Below are 16295 nucleotides of genomic sequence, written 5' to 3' on the forward strand. Positions count from 1 at the left end.
GGACATGGATTTAGCGTTGAAATGGTTTGAGTCCATTGATTGGACGAATATAGGTGTGAAGTCACTAAAAATAATCGTTATTTTAATACTTGGTGCAATCGTTGTGCGAGTTGCAAGGGCAATTGTACGAAATGCGTTTCGTATGGGAAGCCGTTCGCCGATTCAAATTTCAGAACGTCGTACAGTTACGGTAGCGAAGTTGCTTGAAAATATTGTGGCATACGTTGTTATGTTCATTATGTTAATTGCGATTTTAGGTGTGTTTGATATTAATGCGTCAGGTCTATTAGCCGGTGCTGGGGTAATTGGTTTAGCAGTCGGTTTTGGTGCACAAAGTTTAGTTAAAGATGTTATTACAGGATTATTTATTTTGTTAGAGGATCAATTTTCAGTAGGTGATTATGTAAGAATAGGTCAATTTGAAGGAACTGTTTTGGAAATTGGACTACGTACAACGAAGATGAAAAGCTGGACAGGTGAAATTCATATAATACCAAATGGTAGTATTGTACAAGTAACGAACTTTTCCGTTAGTAATAGTGTAGCATTTGTTGATGTATCTATTTCTTATGAAAGTGATATAGTACGAGCGGAGCAAGTTATTGAAGATTTATTAGTGGAACTACCAGAAAAATATGAGAAAATGGTAACAACACCTCAATTGCTAGGTGTTCAAACATTGGCAGCGTCTGAAGTTGTATTACGTGTTATTGCTGAAGTTGAGCCGATGCAGCATGCAGTTATTGCGAGGGCTCTTCGCAAAGAGATTAAAAATCGTCTTGATTTACATGGTATTGAAATTCCATACCCACGTATGGTTTTATATAGTCGCGAAGAATTAGTTAGTGAAAAAGCAATTTAATAGTGGGAGGGATTTAGAGAATGGAGCAAAAGCAATATAACTTGTACGATGTTGTGGAAATGAAGAAAGCCCATCCATGTGGTGAAAATCGCTGGAAGATTATTCGTATGGGAATGGATATCCGCGTTAAGTGCGAGGGGTGTGACCATTCGGTAATGATTCCTCGAAGAGAGTTTGATCGCAAGGTGAAAAAAATACTTGTGAAGCACGAAGAATAGTGAAAAAGCAACAGCTGCAGTAGACAGCCGTTGCTTTTTTTCATTTGGTGGAAACTTGTCATTTTTTTCGTTACTATCTATAATGATGAAAGATTGAGACATAGGAGTGAAAAATATGGGATTAACGGCTGGGATTGTTGGATTACCTAACGTAGGTAAGTCCACTTTATTTAATGCAATTACACAAGCAGGAGCAGAATCTGCGAACTATCCATTCTGTACAATCGATCCAAACGTAGGGATTGTAGAAGTACCAGATGAGCGTCTAAATAAATTAACGGAATTAGTAGAACCGAAAAAAACTGTTCCGACTGTATTTGAATTTACTGATATTGCAGGTATCGTAAAAGGTGCGAGTAAAGGTGAAGGGTTAGGAAATAAATTCTTATCTCACATTCGTCAAGTAGATGCAATTTGCCAAGTTGTTCGTTGTTTTGAAGATGAAAATATTACGCACGTTTCAGGAAAAGTAGATCCAATTGATGACATTGAAACAATTAACTTAGAACTAATCTTAGCGGATTTGGAATCTGTTGATAAGCGTATCGAACGAGTTGCGAAGTTAGCAAGACAAAAAGATAAAGAAGCTGTATATGAGCATGAAATTTTAGTTCGTTTAAAAGAAGCTTTTGAAGAGGGAAAACCAGCTCGTACTGTTGAATTTACAGAAGAGCAAATGAAGATTGTTAAAGGCCTTCATTTACTTACAACGAAAGAAATGCTATATGTAGCAAACGTAAGTGAAGATGATATTATGGATCCTTCTGACAATAAATATGTACAAATGGTAAAAGAATTTGCAGCAAATGAAAATTCTCAAGTAATCGTTGTATGTGCAAAAATCGAAGAAGAAATCGCTGAGCTAGACGAGGAAGAGAAAAAAGTATTCCTTGAAGAACTAGGCATTGAAGAATCTGGTTTAGATCAATTAATTCGTGCTGCATATGATTTATTAGGACTTGCTACTTACTTCACAGCTGGTGTGCAAGAAGTACGTGCATGGACGTTTAAACAAGGTATGAAAGCACCACAATGTGCTGGTGTAATTCATACAGACTTTGAGCGTGGATTTATTCGTGCGGAAACAGTTTCTTATGATGATTTAATGACAAACGGTTCTATGACAGCTGCAAAAGAAGCTGGAAAAGTACGTTTAGAAGGAAAAGAGTATATCGTAAAAGATGGAGATGTTATGCACTTCCGCTTTAACGTTTAATTTAATATTTCCTAGGAAAAATAAAGATATGAACTTGGCAAATATATTATATGTTTGCCAAGTTTTTTACGTATTGGTGAGTTGATTCATATAACTTACTATGATATAATCTAAACTCGTGAGTAATTACTATAAATTAATTGCTCCTTGCCCATTATGGGCCGTTTAGACCAAAAGGAGGTGAAAGTGTAATGAGAAAGTACGAAATTATGTACATCATTCGTCCTGGCGTTGAAGAAGAAGCTCAAAAAGCTTTAGTTGAACGTTTTGCAGGTGTTTTAACAAACAATGGTGCAGAAATCATTAACACGAAAGAGTGGGGTAAGCGTCGTTTAGCTTACGAAATCAACGACTTACGTGAAGGTTTCTACATGATCTTAAACGTGAACTCTAACTCAGAGGCGATTAACGAATTCGACCGTTTAGCTAAGATCAACGAAGATATCCTTCGTCATATCGTTGTTAAAGAAGAAGAAAAATAATTGATATATAAGGGAGAGTGGTTCGATTGATGAATCGTGTTATCCTCGTTGGTCGTTTAACTAAGGACCCTGACTTACGTTACACGCCCAATGGTGTTGCAGTAGCTACTTTTACGTTAGCTGTGAATCGCGCATTTGCGAATCAACAAGGTGAGCGTGAAGCTGACTTTATTAATTGTGTAATATGGCGTAAACAAGCAGAAAACGTGGCAAATTATTTGAAAAAAGGTAGCTTAGCAGGCGTAGACGGACGTCTTCAAACTCGTAATTACGATGGACAAGATGGTAAACGTGTATATGTAACAGAAGTTCTTGCGGAGAGCGTACAATTTTTAGAGCCGCGTAATGGCGGTGGGGAGCAACGTGGTTCATTCAATCAGCAACCATCAGGAGCTGGTTTCGGTAACCAAAGCTCTAACCCATTTGGTCAATCTAGTAATTCAGGTAACCAAGGTAATCAAGGTAACTCTGGATTTACGAAGAATGACGATCCATTTTCGAATGTCGGTCAACCGATTGACATTTCGGACGACGATTTACCATTTTAATGGTGTGAATCGGCTATTTTTAACAAAGAATGGAGGGAATAGACATGGCAGGACGCAAAGGTGGACGTGCGAAGCGTCGTAAGGTGTGTTTCTTCACATCTAACGGCATCACTCGCATTGACTATAAAGATGTTGATTTATTAAAACGTTTCGTTTCTGAGCGCGGTAAAATTTTACCTCGTCGTGTAACAGGAACAAGCGCGAAATACCAACGCAAACTTACAGTTGCAATTAAACGTGCTCGTCAAATGGCACTTTTACCATATGTTGGTGAATAATAGCGTATGAAATGCACAGTAGAGTCGGACTCTACTGTGCATTTTGCTATGCTTTTCTTTTTGAAAGAGAGGTTAAAATGTGAAACAAGCAAGGTTTATTACCGAAGGCGCAGCGTTATTGGCTGTATATGCAATGTTATTGCTCATATCTATGTATGTTCCGATTTTGGGTACAGTTGTAACATTTGTATTGCCGTTACCATTTATATTGTTAACGATAAAATATGGCGTACCTAATGCCTTTGTGATTTTTACAGCAGCATTTTTCATTGCTGTTATTGTGGGTCAACCGATAGGTCTAGTAAAGACAATTATGTTTGGGTGTACGGGTATTGTTTTAGGATACATGTATAAAAAACAAAGAAAGCCGTTGGAAATTTTGATAGCAGGGACACTTGCATACTTAATCGGTATTATGCTCATTTATGTTGTGAGTATAAAATTTTTCAACATAGATTTAATACAGAAAATGCAAAATATGTTTAGTGAAAGTGTAGTACAAAGTGAAAAGATAGCAAATGCTGCTGGTATGCAGGTTAGTAAGAAACAAAAAGATTTATTCGCACAAATGAATGATATATTACAAACGATACTCCCGAGTATACTTGTAATGGTTTCTGTGTGTCTTTCTTGGATTACGGTTATGATATCAGGTAGTGTTTTGAGAAAGTTAAAGCACGACGTTACACCTTGGCCTAAATTTAAAGACATACAATTGCCAAAGAGTATTGTCTGGTATTACGTCATATTTATTTTGTTAGCAACTTTTATCAAGGTAGAACCAACATCATATTTACATATGGTATTTTCTAACCTATATGTAATCTTTGCTTTGCTGCTCGTATTGCAAGGATTAACGTTTATCACCTTTTTAGCACACAGAAAAGGTTTTACGAGAGGTGTTCCTATTATTAGTTTTATTGTCTGCATGTTTATTCCGATGATGTTTCCTCTTGTGACAATCTTAGGTATAATTGATTTAGGGATTTCATTGCGTTCTAAAATAGGGGAATAAAATAATATTCCTTACACTATTTTAATTTGTTTAACTAACTGGAAAGTGAGTTAGTTTTACTTTATAGGAGTTGTATACATGCCTGAATTTTATAAGAAACAGTGGTTTTTATATCCTGTTTACGTATTGGCATTTTTTGTGTTGGTGCTAATCTCGATTCTCTGTTATTTTCACTTAATTATGGGGATAGCTGCCTTTTTTATTTTTAGCATCGTTTTCTTTTTAGTTATACGATTTGAACTTAACTTTCAAAGGAATTTTGAAAAGTATACGACAGATATGATTACTAGGGTAAAAAAAGTGAGTAACGAAGCATTCAACCAGATGCCAATCGGTATATTGTTATACAATAAGGAGTATGGGATTGATTGGGCAAATCCTTACTTGTCTTCATGTTTGGGGCAACACGCATTAGCTGGGTGGCATCTGTACGATGTATCAGAAACATTACTCCTTTTTATTAAAGGAGAGACTTCTGACGATATAGTATCTTTAAATAGTCGAAAGTTCCGTGTGTTTGTAAGGAAAGAAGAAAAACTAATTTATTTTTTTGATGTAACTGAGCAAACAGAGATTGAAAAAATGTATGAGGATCAGCGCACGGTTTTAGCTGTTATTTATTTAGATAATTATGATGAAGTTACACAAGGGTTAGATGATCAATTACGCACGAATATAACAAGTCTTGTGACGTCACGTCTAAATGAATGGGCCGTTAAGTATGGTGCATATTTGAAACGTGCATCTTCAGAAAGATTCTTCGTTGTACTAAATGAAAGTATTTTAGCACAAATGGAGAAAGGGAAATTTAGTATTTTGGATCAAGTGCGTGAAGAAACATCAAAAAGGAATATACCACTTACGCTAAGTGTTGGTGTTGGCTCGGGTGATTTACCTTTATCGGAGCTTGGAGCGATGGCTCAATCTGGTTTAGACCTTGCATTAGGACGAGGAGGAGACCAAGTAGCTATAAAACAAGCGACGGGTAAAGTTAAGTTTTACGGTGGCAAGACGAATCCGGTCGAAAAGCGTACTCGTGTACGTGCTAGGGTTATTTCGCATGCATTAAAGGATTTAGTATTAGAAAGCAGTAATGTCATTATAATGGGGCATAGAGCTCCTGATATGGATGCGATTGGTGCAGCGATTGGTATTTTAAAGGTAGCTCAATTAAATGAGCGCAAAGGATATATTGTATTAGATGAAAATGATTCTGATAAAGGAATCAAACGTTTGATGGACAAAGTGAAACAAAATGAAGAGTTATGGTCACATTTTATTTCACCAGGGCAAGCGATGGAATTTGCAAACGATGATTCATTACTTGTTGTTGTTGACACGCATAAACCTTCAATGGTGATGGAGGAAAAACTGTTACACAAGATTGAAAATGTAGTAGTTATTGACCATCATCGCCGCGGGGAAGATTTCATTGAAGATCCATTACTTGTTTATATGGAGCCATACGCTTCTTCAACGGCAGAGCTTGTTACAGAATTACTTGAGTATCAACCGAAAAATTTAAAGATGACAATGTTAGAAGCAACGGCATTGTTAGCTGGTATTATTGTTGATACGAAAAGTTTTACATTCCGTACAGGCGCTCGTACATTTGATGCCGCTTCTTATTTACGCTCGCATGGCGCAGACACTGTACTTGTACAAGAACTTTTAAAAGAAGATATGGGTCAGTATTTACGAGTTGCAAAAGCCATTAAAAATGCGTACATTTATAAAAATGGAATTGCGATTGCTAAAGTTGATAGTGATGAATATTATGACCAAGTACTTATTGCACAATCAGCAGACACATTATTGACAATGACAGGTATCATTGCATCGTTTGTTATTGCAAAACGTGGAGAAAATTTCATTGGAATTAGTGGTAGATCTTTAGGTGAGTTGAATGTACAGCTAATTATGGAGAATTTAGGAGGTGGCGGGCACTTAACAAATGCAGCCACACAAATGAAAAATGTTACAGTAGATGAAGCGGAGGAGAAGCTTCGATTTGTTATTGATGACTATTTACAGGGAGGCACACAATCATGAAGGTAATTTTTCTAAAAGACGTAAAAGGTAAAGGTAAAAAAGGAGAAATAAAAAACGTACCAGACGGTTATGCAAATAATTTCTTACTAAAACAGGGGTTAGCTGCCGAAGCGACAAACAGCAGTATGAAAACTTTAGATGCTCAAAAGCGCAAAGAGGAAAAAGATGCAGCAGCAGAAGTTGAGAATGCAAAAGAGCTGAAAGAAACATTAGAGAAATTAACTGTAGAAGTAAAGGTGAAATCTGGAGAAGGTGGCCGCTTATTTGGTTCTATTACGAGTAAACAAATTGTAGATGTAATGCAAAAGTCACACAAGATTAAACTTGATAAACGTAAATTTGAAATGGATGATGCAATCCGTGCATTAGGTTATACAAACGTGACTGTGAAATTGCATCCGCAAGTAACAGCAACAGTAAAAGTTCATGTTAGTGAACAATAAAAATAAATTAAGCAAGGAGGATTGCGCATGAGTGATGTAATGGCTGATCGTACCCCTCCGCATAATATAGAAGCTGAGCAGGCAGTCTTAGGTGCCATATTAATTGATCAGGATGCGTTAACGTCAGCATCGGAACTATTGGTACCTGACTCATTTTATCGAACGAAACATCAAAAGATTTTTGAAGTCATGCTTGGGTTGTCTGATAAGGGAGAACCAATCGACTTAGTAATAATGACATCAGCGATGGCTGATCAAGGATTACTAGAAGAAGTTGGTGGGGTTTCTTATCTAGCAGAGTTAGCAGAAGTTGTTCCAACAGCTGCTAACGTAGAATATTATGCACGCATCATCGCTGAAAAGGCACTTTTACGTCGTTTAATTCGAACGGCGACTCATATTGTATCGGATGGATACGAGCGAGAAGATGATGTGGATGGCCTTTTAAATGAGGCTGAGAAAAAAATATTAGAAGTATCTCACCAAACAAATGCAAAAGCATTCCAAAACATTAAAGATGTTCTTGTAGATGCTTATGATAAAATTGAACTTTTGCATAATCAAAAGGGTGAAGTTACCGGGATACCAACTGGATTTACTGAATTAGATAAGATGACCGCAGGTTTTCAGCGAAATGATTTAATCATCGTGGCGGCGCGTCCATCGGTAGGGAAAACTGCATTTTCATTAAATATCGCACAAAACGTAGCGACGAAAACTGATGAAAATGTAGCGATTTTTAGCTTGGAGATGGGCTCTGATCAGCTTGTTATGCGTATGCTTTGCGCAGAAGGAAATATTGATGCGCAAAGACTTCGTACCGGTTCATTAACTTCTGATGATTGGGCGAAATTAACAATGGCGATGGGTAGCCTTTCTAATGCTGGTATATATATTGATGATACACCAGGGATTAAAGTAAATGAGATTCGAGCAAAATGTCGTAGATTAAAGCAAGAACAAGGTCTTGGGATGGTTTTGATTGACTATTTACAGCTTATTCAAGGAAGTGGGAAATCAGGAGAAAACCGTCAGCAGGAAGTATCTGAGATTTCTCGTACATTAAAAGGGATTGCACGTGAATTGCAAGTACCTGTTATCGCCTTGTCGCAGTTATCTCGTGGTGTAGAATCTCGTCAAGATAAACGTCCGATGATGTCTGACATTCGTGAATCAGGAAGTATCGAGCAGGATGCTGACATTGTAGCCTTCCTATATCGTGAAGATTACTATGATCGTGAAACAGAAAATAAAAATACAATTGAAATTATCATTGCAAAACAACGTAATGGTCCGGTAGGTTCAGTAGAGCTTGCGTTTGTTAAGGAATTTAATAAATTCGTCAACTTAGAACGCCGCTTTGAGGATGGACATGCACCGCACGCATAAAGGCAGTATAAAAAAGAAACGCATTTCTTATAATAAGATGTGTTTCTTTTTTTTTATATGAAAGATAGGGCTTTCATAAGGTGAATATGTAATTCTTACGAACGAAAACGTTTTTCCATAAAAAAATGTTCGCTTTTTGGTTGACTTCTCTTTCTGTTTTGGTACAATTATATTGTTTGAATAGATCGTTTGAAAATTGCGGAGGTGCTTTAATAATGTCTTCAGTAGTAGTTGTAGGAACACAATGGGGCGACGAAGGAAAAGGTAAAATCACTGATTTTCTTTCTGAGCATGCGGAAGTAGTTGCAAGATATCAAGGTGGAAATAACGCGGGACATACAATTGTTTTCGGCGGAGTTAAATATAAATTACACTTAATTCCATCTGGTATTTTCTATAAAGAGAAAATTTGTGTAATCGGAAACGGCTTAGTAGTAGATCCGAAAGCATTACTTGAAGAGTTAAAATACTTACACGATCGTGGTGTAAGTACTGATAATTTACGTGTAAGTAACCGTGCGCACGTTATTTTACCTTATCACTTAAAACAAGATGAGTTAGAAGAAGCGAGTAAAGGTGATAACAAGATCGGTACAACGAAAAAAGGTATCGGTCCTGCATATATGGATAAAGCTGCTCGTATTGGTATCCGTATGGCTGATCTTTTAGACCGTGAAGCATTTAAAGAGAAGCTTGAGCGCAATTTAGTGGAAAAAAATCGTTTATTTGAAAAAATGTACGATACAGAAGGTTTCAGCGTAGAAGAAATCTTTGAAGAGTACTTCGAATACGGACAACAAATCGCACAGTATGTATGCGATACATCTGTCGTATTAAATGATGCACTAGATAACAATCATCGTGTATTATTTGAAGGTGCACAAGGTGTTATGCTTGATATCGACCACGGTACGTATCCATTCGTTACATCTTCTAACCCAATTGCTGGTGGTGTAACAGTTGGAACTGGAGTTGGTCCTGCGAAAGTTACTCGCGTTGTAGGTGTATGTAAAGCATATACAAGCCGTGTAGGTGATGGTCCATTCCCTACGGAACTTAATGATGAAATCGGTCATCAAATTCGTGAAGTTGGTCGTGAATACGGAACAACAACTGGTCGTCCACGCCGTGTAGGTTGGTTCGATAGCGTTGTTGTAAGACATGCACGTCGTGTTAGTGGTTTAACAGACTTATCATTAAACTCTATCGATGTATTAACAGGTATCCCAACTCTTAAAATTTGTGTTGCTTACAAATACAATGGCGAAGTTATCGATGAAGTTCCAGCTAACTTAAACATTTTAGCGAAATGTGAGCCTGTATATGAAGAGCTTCCAGGTTGGACAGAAGATGTTACTGCTATGAAATCATTGGATGAACTTCCTGAAAATGCAAGAAAATACGTAGAGCGTGTTTCTGAATTAACAGGAATCCAATTATCTATGTTCTCGGTTGGACCAGATCGTAATCAAACAAATATCGTTCGTAATGTATACGAAGCTTAATTGATATAGAAAATTGATTTTTTTAAGAAAAAACTCATATTTTTATGAGTTTTTTCTTATTTTTTTATAAAAAATAAGAAAAGGTATTGCAAAAATGAAAGATAACATGTTATGATATGTCTTGTCGTCACGAAAATATGACGTTGGTGAGTATGAGCCATTAGCTCAGTTGGTAGAGCATCTGACTTTTAATCAGAGGGTCGAAGGTTCGAATCCTTCATGGCTCACCATTTTATTTTTCGTGGCCCGTTGGTCAAGTGGTTAAGACACCGCCCTTTCACGGCGGTAACACGGGTTCGAATCCCGTACGGGTCATGTTTTTTTATGTTCATTTTTGGTCCCGTGGTGTAGTGGTTAACATGCCTGCCTGTCACGCAGGAGATCGCCGGTTCGACCCCGGTCGGGACCGCCACTTTTGTTTATACCACCATTAGTGGTTTTATATATAGTTTTGGCTCGGTAGCTCAGTCGGTAGAGCAGAGGACTGAAAATCCTCGTGTCGGCGGTTCGATTCCGTCCCGAGCCACTCTCAGGATATTAAGTGGGCCCACTTAATATCCTTTTTATTTTGTCCAGTTTTACAAATGTGGGTAGTTATTTTACAATAGAATGAGGAGCCTCTAGCAGTTGAAGCTAGAGGTTTTTCTATAGATCGTATAGGATTCCGTGTAAAAGTGGATGATACATGAGTCTATGAGAATAGAGGAGAAATACTTAGACTAAGATTGTTGTCATATAGGAACATACTATAGAAACACCAATATGTTTGAGGATTATTGATCATATTTTTATAAGGAGGAAATAGACGATGATGGGAAAGAAAATTTTAGTAGTTGATGATGAAAAGCCAATTGCGGATATTTTGAAGTTCAACCTAGAAAAAGAAGGTTTTGAAATTGTAATGGCGCATGATGGTGATGAGGCAATTGAAAAAGCAAATGAAGAACAGCCAGATATGGTTTTATTAGATATTATGTTACCGGGAAAAGACGGTTTAGAGGTATGTCGTGAAATACGTAAAAGCTCAGAAATGCCAATTATTATGCTTACAGCAAAAGACTCTGAAATTGATAAAGTATTAGGGCTTGAGCTTGGGGCAGATGATTATGTAACGAAGCCATTTAGTACGAGGGAGTTACTTGCTCGTGTGAAAGCGAATTTACGTCGCCATCAGCAGGGTGGTGCTGCAGAGAAAGAAGAAAATACCGAAATGGTTATTGGACCAATCGTTATCAATTCGAACGCTTATAGTGTAACAAAGCGTGAAGAAAGCATTGAGCTTACACATCGTGAATTTGAATTACTACATTATTTAGCGAAGCATTTAGGTCAAGTTATGACTCGTGAACATTTATTACAAACAGTTTGGGGTTATGATTATTTTGGAGATGTACGTACAGTAGACGTAACAGTACGTCGTTTACGCGAAAAAATTGAAGATAATCCAAGTCATCCTACTTTAATTGTAACTAGACGTGGGGTAGGGTATTACTTGCGTGACCCAGAACAGGAATAGTATATGAAGAAAGTTGGTTTTTTTCAATCTATTCATTTAAAATTTGTGCTCATATATATGCTGTTAATATTAATAGCAATGCAAGTAATTGGTGTATATTTCGTCAGGGAATTAGAAAAAAGCCTTGTAAAAGGCTTTCAAGATTCCTTAACGCAGCAAACAAATCTACTTTCTTATAACCTGAAGCAAGAGTTTGTAAAAGAACGTCCTAAAACAGAATCAGTAGATAAAGCTATTAATGATTCGATTCAAAAATTCGCATCAGATCGTAAGAAAGATATTCAAGAAGTAAGTGTAATTGATTCTACTAAAAAATTAATGGCAATTTCAGACGGGTCTAAGCAAAATAAGGTAGGAAGAACGTCAGCAGATACAGCTGTACAACGTGTAATGGTACAAAAGAAACCAGAGTCAAAGATTGAGAAAGATGGAAATACAGGTCATCGAGTTCAAGTTATGATTACCCCTATTCTAAAAGAGCCAGGCGGAGAGGTACTTGGTGTCATTCATATCGTTGCATCTATGGAAGATGTGTATAAACAAATGAAGGACATCAACCAAATTTTCGCAACGGGGACAGTAATTGCTTTATTAGTAACAGCTGTACTTGGAATTTTATTGGCTCAAACAATTACGAGACCAATTTCAGATATGCGAAGACAAGCAATTGAAATGGCGAAAGGAAATTATTCGCGAAAAGTAAAGGTGCATAGTCACGATGAGATTGGACAATTAGCATTATCTTTTAACAATTTATCTAAAAAATTACAACAAGCTCGTTCCTCCACAGAAAGTGAAAGACGAAAATTATCATCCGTTTTATCACATATGACAGATGGAGTAATTGCTACTGATCGAAAAGGGGATATCATTTTATTAAATGATCCTGCGGAAAAGATGTTAAATGTTTCGCGCGAAACGGCGCTAGATCAATCAGTGTTAGAAGTGCTAGGAATACAAGAAGAATTTACACTGGATCATTTATATGAAGAGCCTGATTCAGTTTTATTAGATTTTAGTACGAGAAATGAACCATATATTTTACGTGCTAGTTTCTCTGTTATTCAAAAAGAAACAGGGAAGGCAAATGGTTTAATTGCTGTATTATATGATGTAACAGAGCAGGAGCGGATAGAACAAGAGCGCCGTGAGTTTGTTGCGAACGTATCTCATGAGTTAAGAACGCCGTTAACAACGATGCGCAGTTACTTAGAAGCACTTACTGATGGAGCGTGGCAAGATCCCAATATTGCACCACAATTTTTAACGGTTACACAAGAGGAAACGGAAAGAATGATCAGGCTTGTAAATGCATTGTTACAACTATCTAAACTAGATAGTACAGAACATCGCTTAATGAAGGAATGGGTCGACTTTACTGATTTCTTTAATAACGTTATCGATCGTTTTGAAATGTCTAAAGAGCAAAATGTAAGCTTCAAACGATCTTTCTCTAAAAAATCTCGATTTATTGATATGGATACAGACAAAATTACACAAGTTTTATATAACATTATTTCCAATGCACTAAAATATTCGCCAGAAGGTGGTACAATAACATATCGCCTACGTGACCGCGGGGAGTTATTAGAGATTAGTGTGAGTGATCAAGGAATGGGAATTCCGAAAGAAAATGTAGATAAAATATTTGAACGTTTTTATCGTGTAGATAAAGCGCGTTCGAGACAAATGGGTGGTACAGGTCTTGGGTTAGCCATTGCGAAAGAAATGATTGAGGCACATGGCGGCTCGGTTTGGGCGAAAAGTGAGGAAGGAAAAGGGACAACTATTTATTTCACATTGCCAATGGCGACAGATGAAGAGGACGATTGGGAATGAGTATGGAAAACTTTAAAACGATAGTTCTAATTAATTTGGTTGTCATTAGTCTATTTCTTACTTTTAACTTGTGGACATATGTTCCTGATTCTACTTCTATGCAAAATACAAAGTTCGTTCAAGGTAACGAAGAGATAAATACGATAAAGATTTCGGAGGTTGTTCGCCCATCCTCTGTAGTTATTCATAAAGAGAAAAATCATTATGTAAGCGAAAAGAAGGAAAATGTGGATTCGATCTATAAAATTCTTGAAAACGGAGAATTACATAATTTCGAGGAAATAACGGGGACAGTCCCTAAAGGTGATTTTCTGTCTTATGTACACGGAGAAGAAAAAATTGAATTTGTTTTTCCTACAAATATCCCGTTAGATACGATTAAAAATATGTTTAATATTAAAAATAAAAACATAGAGAGTAACAGAAGTTTTAATCGTATTATAATTGATCCTTCTAGAAGTAAGGACCAAGAAATTAAAGTTAGCTTTGTTTCCTATGATACTCCTCATAAAATATATCAAGCAACATTGAGTGGTGCTTATATAAAGGATATTATAAATGCTCAAAATCAACTTATAACAGTAGCAAGACCATATTTTGAGTATCAAATAAATGATACAAAAAAACTTTTTTTACCAGAGGGGATTACGGAATTAAGTAAGGCAGAGTATATTACAGCTAAACTAGAAGTGGATCCATTTAAAAATGCTTTATTTAGTGATCCACGTTATTTAAGTCCTATTTCTGAGAAAACAAAGCAAACATTTACAGATGGCATCCGCTCTATGGAAATTGATAAATCGGATGCAATGTTGAAATATAAAAATTCCGCTGTACATGGTGATAAATCTACGGATAATGCGGTAATTTTACAAAAAAGTTTTGACTTTGTAAGTGGGCATAGTGGATCCTTGAAGTCCTATCGTTTTGATTATATTAATGGGAGGAAAACTTCATTCCGTTTATATGAGGATGGTTTGCCTGTATTTAGTGCAAATGGAATAGCGGAATTAAAACAAGTATGGGGTTCAGGTGAAATTATGCAGTATGAAAGACCCTTTTTTGAGTTCAGTATTACTTTGCCTAGTAAACAACAAACAACTTCTCTCGCATCAGGTCGTACAGTGATGACATCACTAGAGAATAATCCAGAAATTGATAAAAAATCAATTCAGGATGTTGGTATTGGTTATAAAATGTCATTGGAACCGTCCATCAGTGATGTGAGAATCGCTGTCTTACAGCCGATATGGTATGTAAAATGTGAAGAAGATGGTAAGCAACAAATATATGAATGGAGTGAGGGGGGACTAAATGGATTGGGATCGAATTAAAACCATATTTATTGTGACCTTTTTTGTTTTAGACCTCTTTCTTATCTTTCAGTTCATTCAAAAGCAAGATAGTAATCAATTAGAACTTGTGACGGAAACGAAAATCGATCAACAATTAAAAGCTGAAAAAATTACTATGGGAAATTTTCCTAAAGAGCCGAAAAAAGAGTCATTTATAATGGCGAAAAATAAGGGTTTCAAAGAAGAAGATGTGCAATCTTTAAAAAATCAGACAGCGCATGTGCAAGACGAATATCAAATAGAGGGTAAATTAAAAGAGCCTTTTTTAAATACAAAATCATTGTCAAAAGATAAGTATAATGAGTTTTTGAAAAATTATGTGCTGGATGGACAAAAATATGAGTTTGGCGCAATAAAGGACTCAAAAATTTACTTCTTTCAAAAGTATAAAGATAAACCAATCTTCTACAATAATCGTGCGATGATTGTTGTAGATTTAAATGAAAAAAATGAGCTTATTTCGTATACACAAACAATGTTAACGGATTTGAAGGAAATGGGCGAAAGCGAAAAGACGAAAGAACAAGAAATTATTACTGCTCAAACAGCTTTAGAAAATATATATTTGAAAAATAAAATTGCAGAAAATACGCACGTGAAAGAGGCGCAGATTGGATATGCGACTCTTGCTGAGTCTTCTTCTAATATACAAGTGCTTGCTCCAACATGGAACTTAAAGACAGAACAAAAAAAGGATTTTTTTGTGAATGCAATTGAAGGACAAGTTATGGAATTAGGGGAAACTCAAGTGCCGGAAGAACATAATGGAGTGAGAAAGAATGAGCATGCATTTTAGTGTACTTGCAAGTGGAAGTACAGGGAATATGCTATATGTAGGAACAGATGAAAAAAAACTGCTTGTCGATGCAGGTTTAAGTGGTAAAGCTACAGAGGCGTTATTTAAACAGGCTGAACTGAATATAAATGACATATCAGGTATTCTTGTAACACATGAGCATAGTGATCACATTAAAGGATTAGGTGTATTGGCGCGTAAATATGATTTACCTGTTTATGCGAACGAGAAAACATGGAATGCAATGGAACATTTAGTAGGCAATATCCCAACTGATCAAAAATTCATTTTCTCAGTAGGAGACGTGAAAACATTTGGGGATATTGAAGTTGAATCATTTGGTGTTTCTCATGATGCGGCGGAACCGATGTTTTACGCTTTTCATAACAATAATAGAAAGTTAGCTCTTATTACAGATACGGGCTACGTAAGTGATCGTATGAAAGGTGTTATTAAGGGAGCAAATGCTTTCGTGTTTGAAAGCAATCATGATGTGGAAATGCTTCGTATGGGACGCTATCCATGGAGCATTAAGCGACGTATTTTAAGCGACGTTGGCCACGTTTGTAATGAGGACGCTGCATTAGCGATGGCTGATGTTATTACAGATGAGACAAAACACATTTATTTAGCGCATTTAAGCCTAGATAATAACATGAAAGAATTAGCGCGTATGTCTGTATCACAAGTATTAGAAGAAAAAGGTTTTGGGGTTGGAGAATCCTTTGAAATACATGATACGGATCAAAAAATGCCTACGAAAATTCAATACGTATAATTC

The 16295-nt window shown here is 36.5% G+C and carries 16 protein-coding genes and 4 tRNA genes; all 20 read left to right on the top strand.

The window, feature by feature from the left end; genetic code table 11:
* Positions 1-4: 4 nt before the first annotated feature.
* The 20 genes from MR155_RS17395 (at position 5) to MR155_RS17490 (ending at position 16292) form a co-directional block, all read left to right on the top strand.
* A complete protein-coding gene (locus MR155_RS17395) occupies positions 5-862 on the top strand; it encodes a mechanosensitive ion channel family protein (RefSeq protein ID WP_002089952.1) in 858 nt (285 codons plus the stop codon).
* Positions 863-882: 20 nt separating this feature from the next.
* On the top strand, positions 883-1080 hold the full coding sequence (locus MR155_RS17400; protein ID WP_000436054.1) for a DUF951 domain-containing protein: 198 nt from the start codon (positions 883-885) through the stop codon (positions 1078-1080).
* A 115-nt stretch (positions 1081-1195) separates the two neighbouring features.
* Complete coding sequence (ychF, locus tag MR155_RS17405; RefSeq protein WP_002089951.1) at positions 1196-2296, top strand: redox-regulated ATPase YchF; 1101 nt, start codon at positions 1196-1198, stop codon at positions 2294-2296.
* Between the two features lie 191 nt (positions 2297-2487).
* Positions 2488-2778: a 30S ribosomal protein S6 gene (rpsF, locus tag MR155_RS17410; protein ID WP_001233782.1), complete on the top strand. Its 291-nt coding sequence runs from the start codon at positions 2488-2490 to the stop codon at positions 2776-2778.
* A gap of 26 nt (positions 2779-2804) precedes the next feature.
* Positions 2805-3326, top strand: coding sequence for a single-stranded DNA-binding protein (gene ssb / locus MR155_RS17415; RefSeq protein ID WP_000981963.1), 522 nt, complete (start codon positions 2805-2807; stop codon positions 3324-3326).
* Positions 3327-3370: 44 nt separating this feature from the next.
* Positions 3371-3604, top strand: coding sequence for a 30S ribosomal protein S18 (rpsR, locus tag MR155_RS17420; protein ID WP_000918874.1), 234 nt, complete (start codon positions 3371-3373; stop codon positions 3602-3604).
* 79 nt (positions 3605-3683) lie between these two features.
* A complete protein-coding gene (locus MR155_RS17425; RefSeq protein ID WP_242310682.1) occupies positions 3684-4619 on the top strand; it encodes a YybS family protein in 936 nt (311 codons plus the stop codon).
* A gap of 78 nt (positions 4620-4697) precedes the next feature.
* A complete protein-coding gene (locus MR155_RS17430) occupies positions 4698-6671 on the top strand; it encodes a DHH family phosphoesterase (protein ID WP_242310684.1) in 1974 nt (657 codons plus the stop codon).
* Positions 6668-7114 (top strand): 50S ribosomal protein L9, encoded by a 447-nt coding sequence (rplI, locus tag MR155_RS17435; RefSeq protein WP_044438332.1) that lies wholly within the window; start codon positions 6668-6670, stop codon positions 7112-7114. Before MR155_RS17430 ends, rplI begins: the two co-directional genes overlap by 4 nt.
* A gap of 27 nt (positions 7115-7141) precedes the next feature.
* The gene (gene dnaB, locus MR155_RS17440; protein ID WP_002016457.1) at positions 7142-8503 is read left to right on the top strand and encodes a replicative DNA helicase; all 1362 of its coding nucleotides are present in this window, start codon (positions 7142-7144) and stop codon (positions 8501-8503) included.
* 215 nt (positions 8504-8718) lie between these two features.
* Complete coding sequence (locus MR155_RS17445; RefSeq protein WP_002138921.1) at positions 8719-10008, top strand: adenylosuccinate synthase; 1290 nt, start codon at positions 8719-8721, stop codon at positions 10006-10008.
* A 154-nt stretch (positions 10009-10162) separates the two neighbouring features.
* Positions 10163-10238, top strand: a tRNA-Lys gene (locus MR155_RS17450).
* A 13-nt stretch (positions 10239-10251) separates the two neighbouring features.
* Positions 10252-10323 (top strand) — tRNA-Glu (locus MR155_RS17455).
* Between the two features lie 21 nt (positions 10324-10344).
* Positions 10345-10420: transfer RNA gene (locus MR155_RS17460), tRNA-Asp, on the top strand.
* Positions 10421-10461: 41 nt separating this feature from the next.
* Positions 10462-10534, top strand: a tRNA-Phe gene (locus MR155_RS17465).
* Between the two features lie 282 nt (positions 10535-10816).
* Entirely contained in the window at positions 10817-11524 is a 708-nt protein-coding gene (gene walR, locus MR155_RS17470; protein WP_000971867.1) for a cell wall metabolism DNA-binding response regulator WalR, read from the top strand.
* Positions 11525-11527: 3 nt separating this feature from the next.
* The gene (gene walK / locus MR155_RS17475) at positions 11528-13363 is read left to right on the top strand and encodes a cell wall metabolism sensor histidine kinase WalK (RefSeq protein ID WP_242310685.1); all 1836 of its coding nucleotides are present in this window, start codon (positions 11528-11530) and stop codon (positions 13361-13363) included.
* Positions 13360-14697, top strand: coding sequence for a YycH family regulatory protein (locus MR155_RS17480; RefSeq protein WP_219300721.1), 1338 nt, complete (start codon positions 13360-13362; stop codon positions 14695-14697). Before walK ends, MR155_RS17480 begins: the two co-directional genes overlap by 4 nt.
* Complete coding sequence (locus tag MR155_RS17485; protein WP_002166372.1) at positions 14678-15514, top strand: two-component system regulatory protein YycI; 837 nt, start codon at positions 14678-14680, stop codon at positions 15512-15514. The genes MR155_RS17480 and MR155_RS17485 overlap by 20 nt, the downstream gene beginning before the upstream one ends.
* Entirely contained in the window at positions 15498-16292 is a 795-nt protein-coding gene (locus tag MR155_RS17490; protein ID WP_113936112.1) for an MBL fold metallo-hydrolase, read from the top strand. The genes MR155_RS17485 and MR155_RS17490 overlap by 17 nt, the downstream gene beginning before the upstream one ends.
* The last annotated feature ends 3 nt before the right edge of the window (positions 16293-16295 follow it).

It is taken from the genome of Bacillus cereus group sp. BfR-BA-01331 (assembly GCF_022663915.1).
In the GTDB taxonomy this organism is placed as follows: domain Bacteria; phylum Bacillota; class Bacilli; order Bacillales; family Bacillaceae_G; genus Bacillus_A; species Bacillus_A mycoides.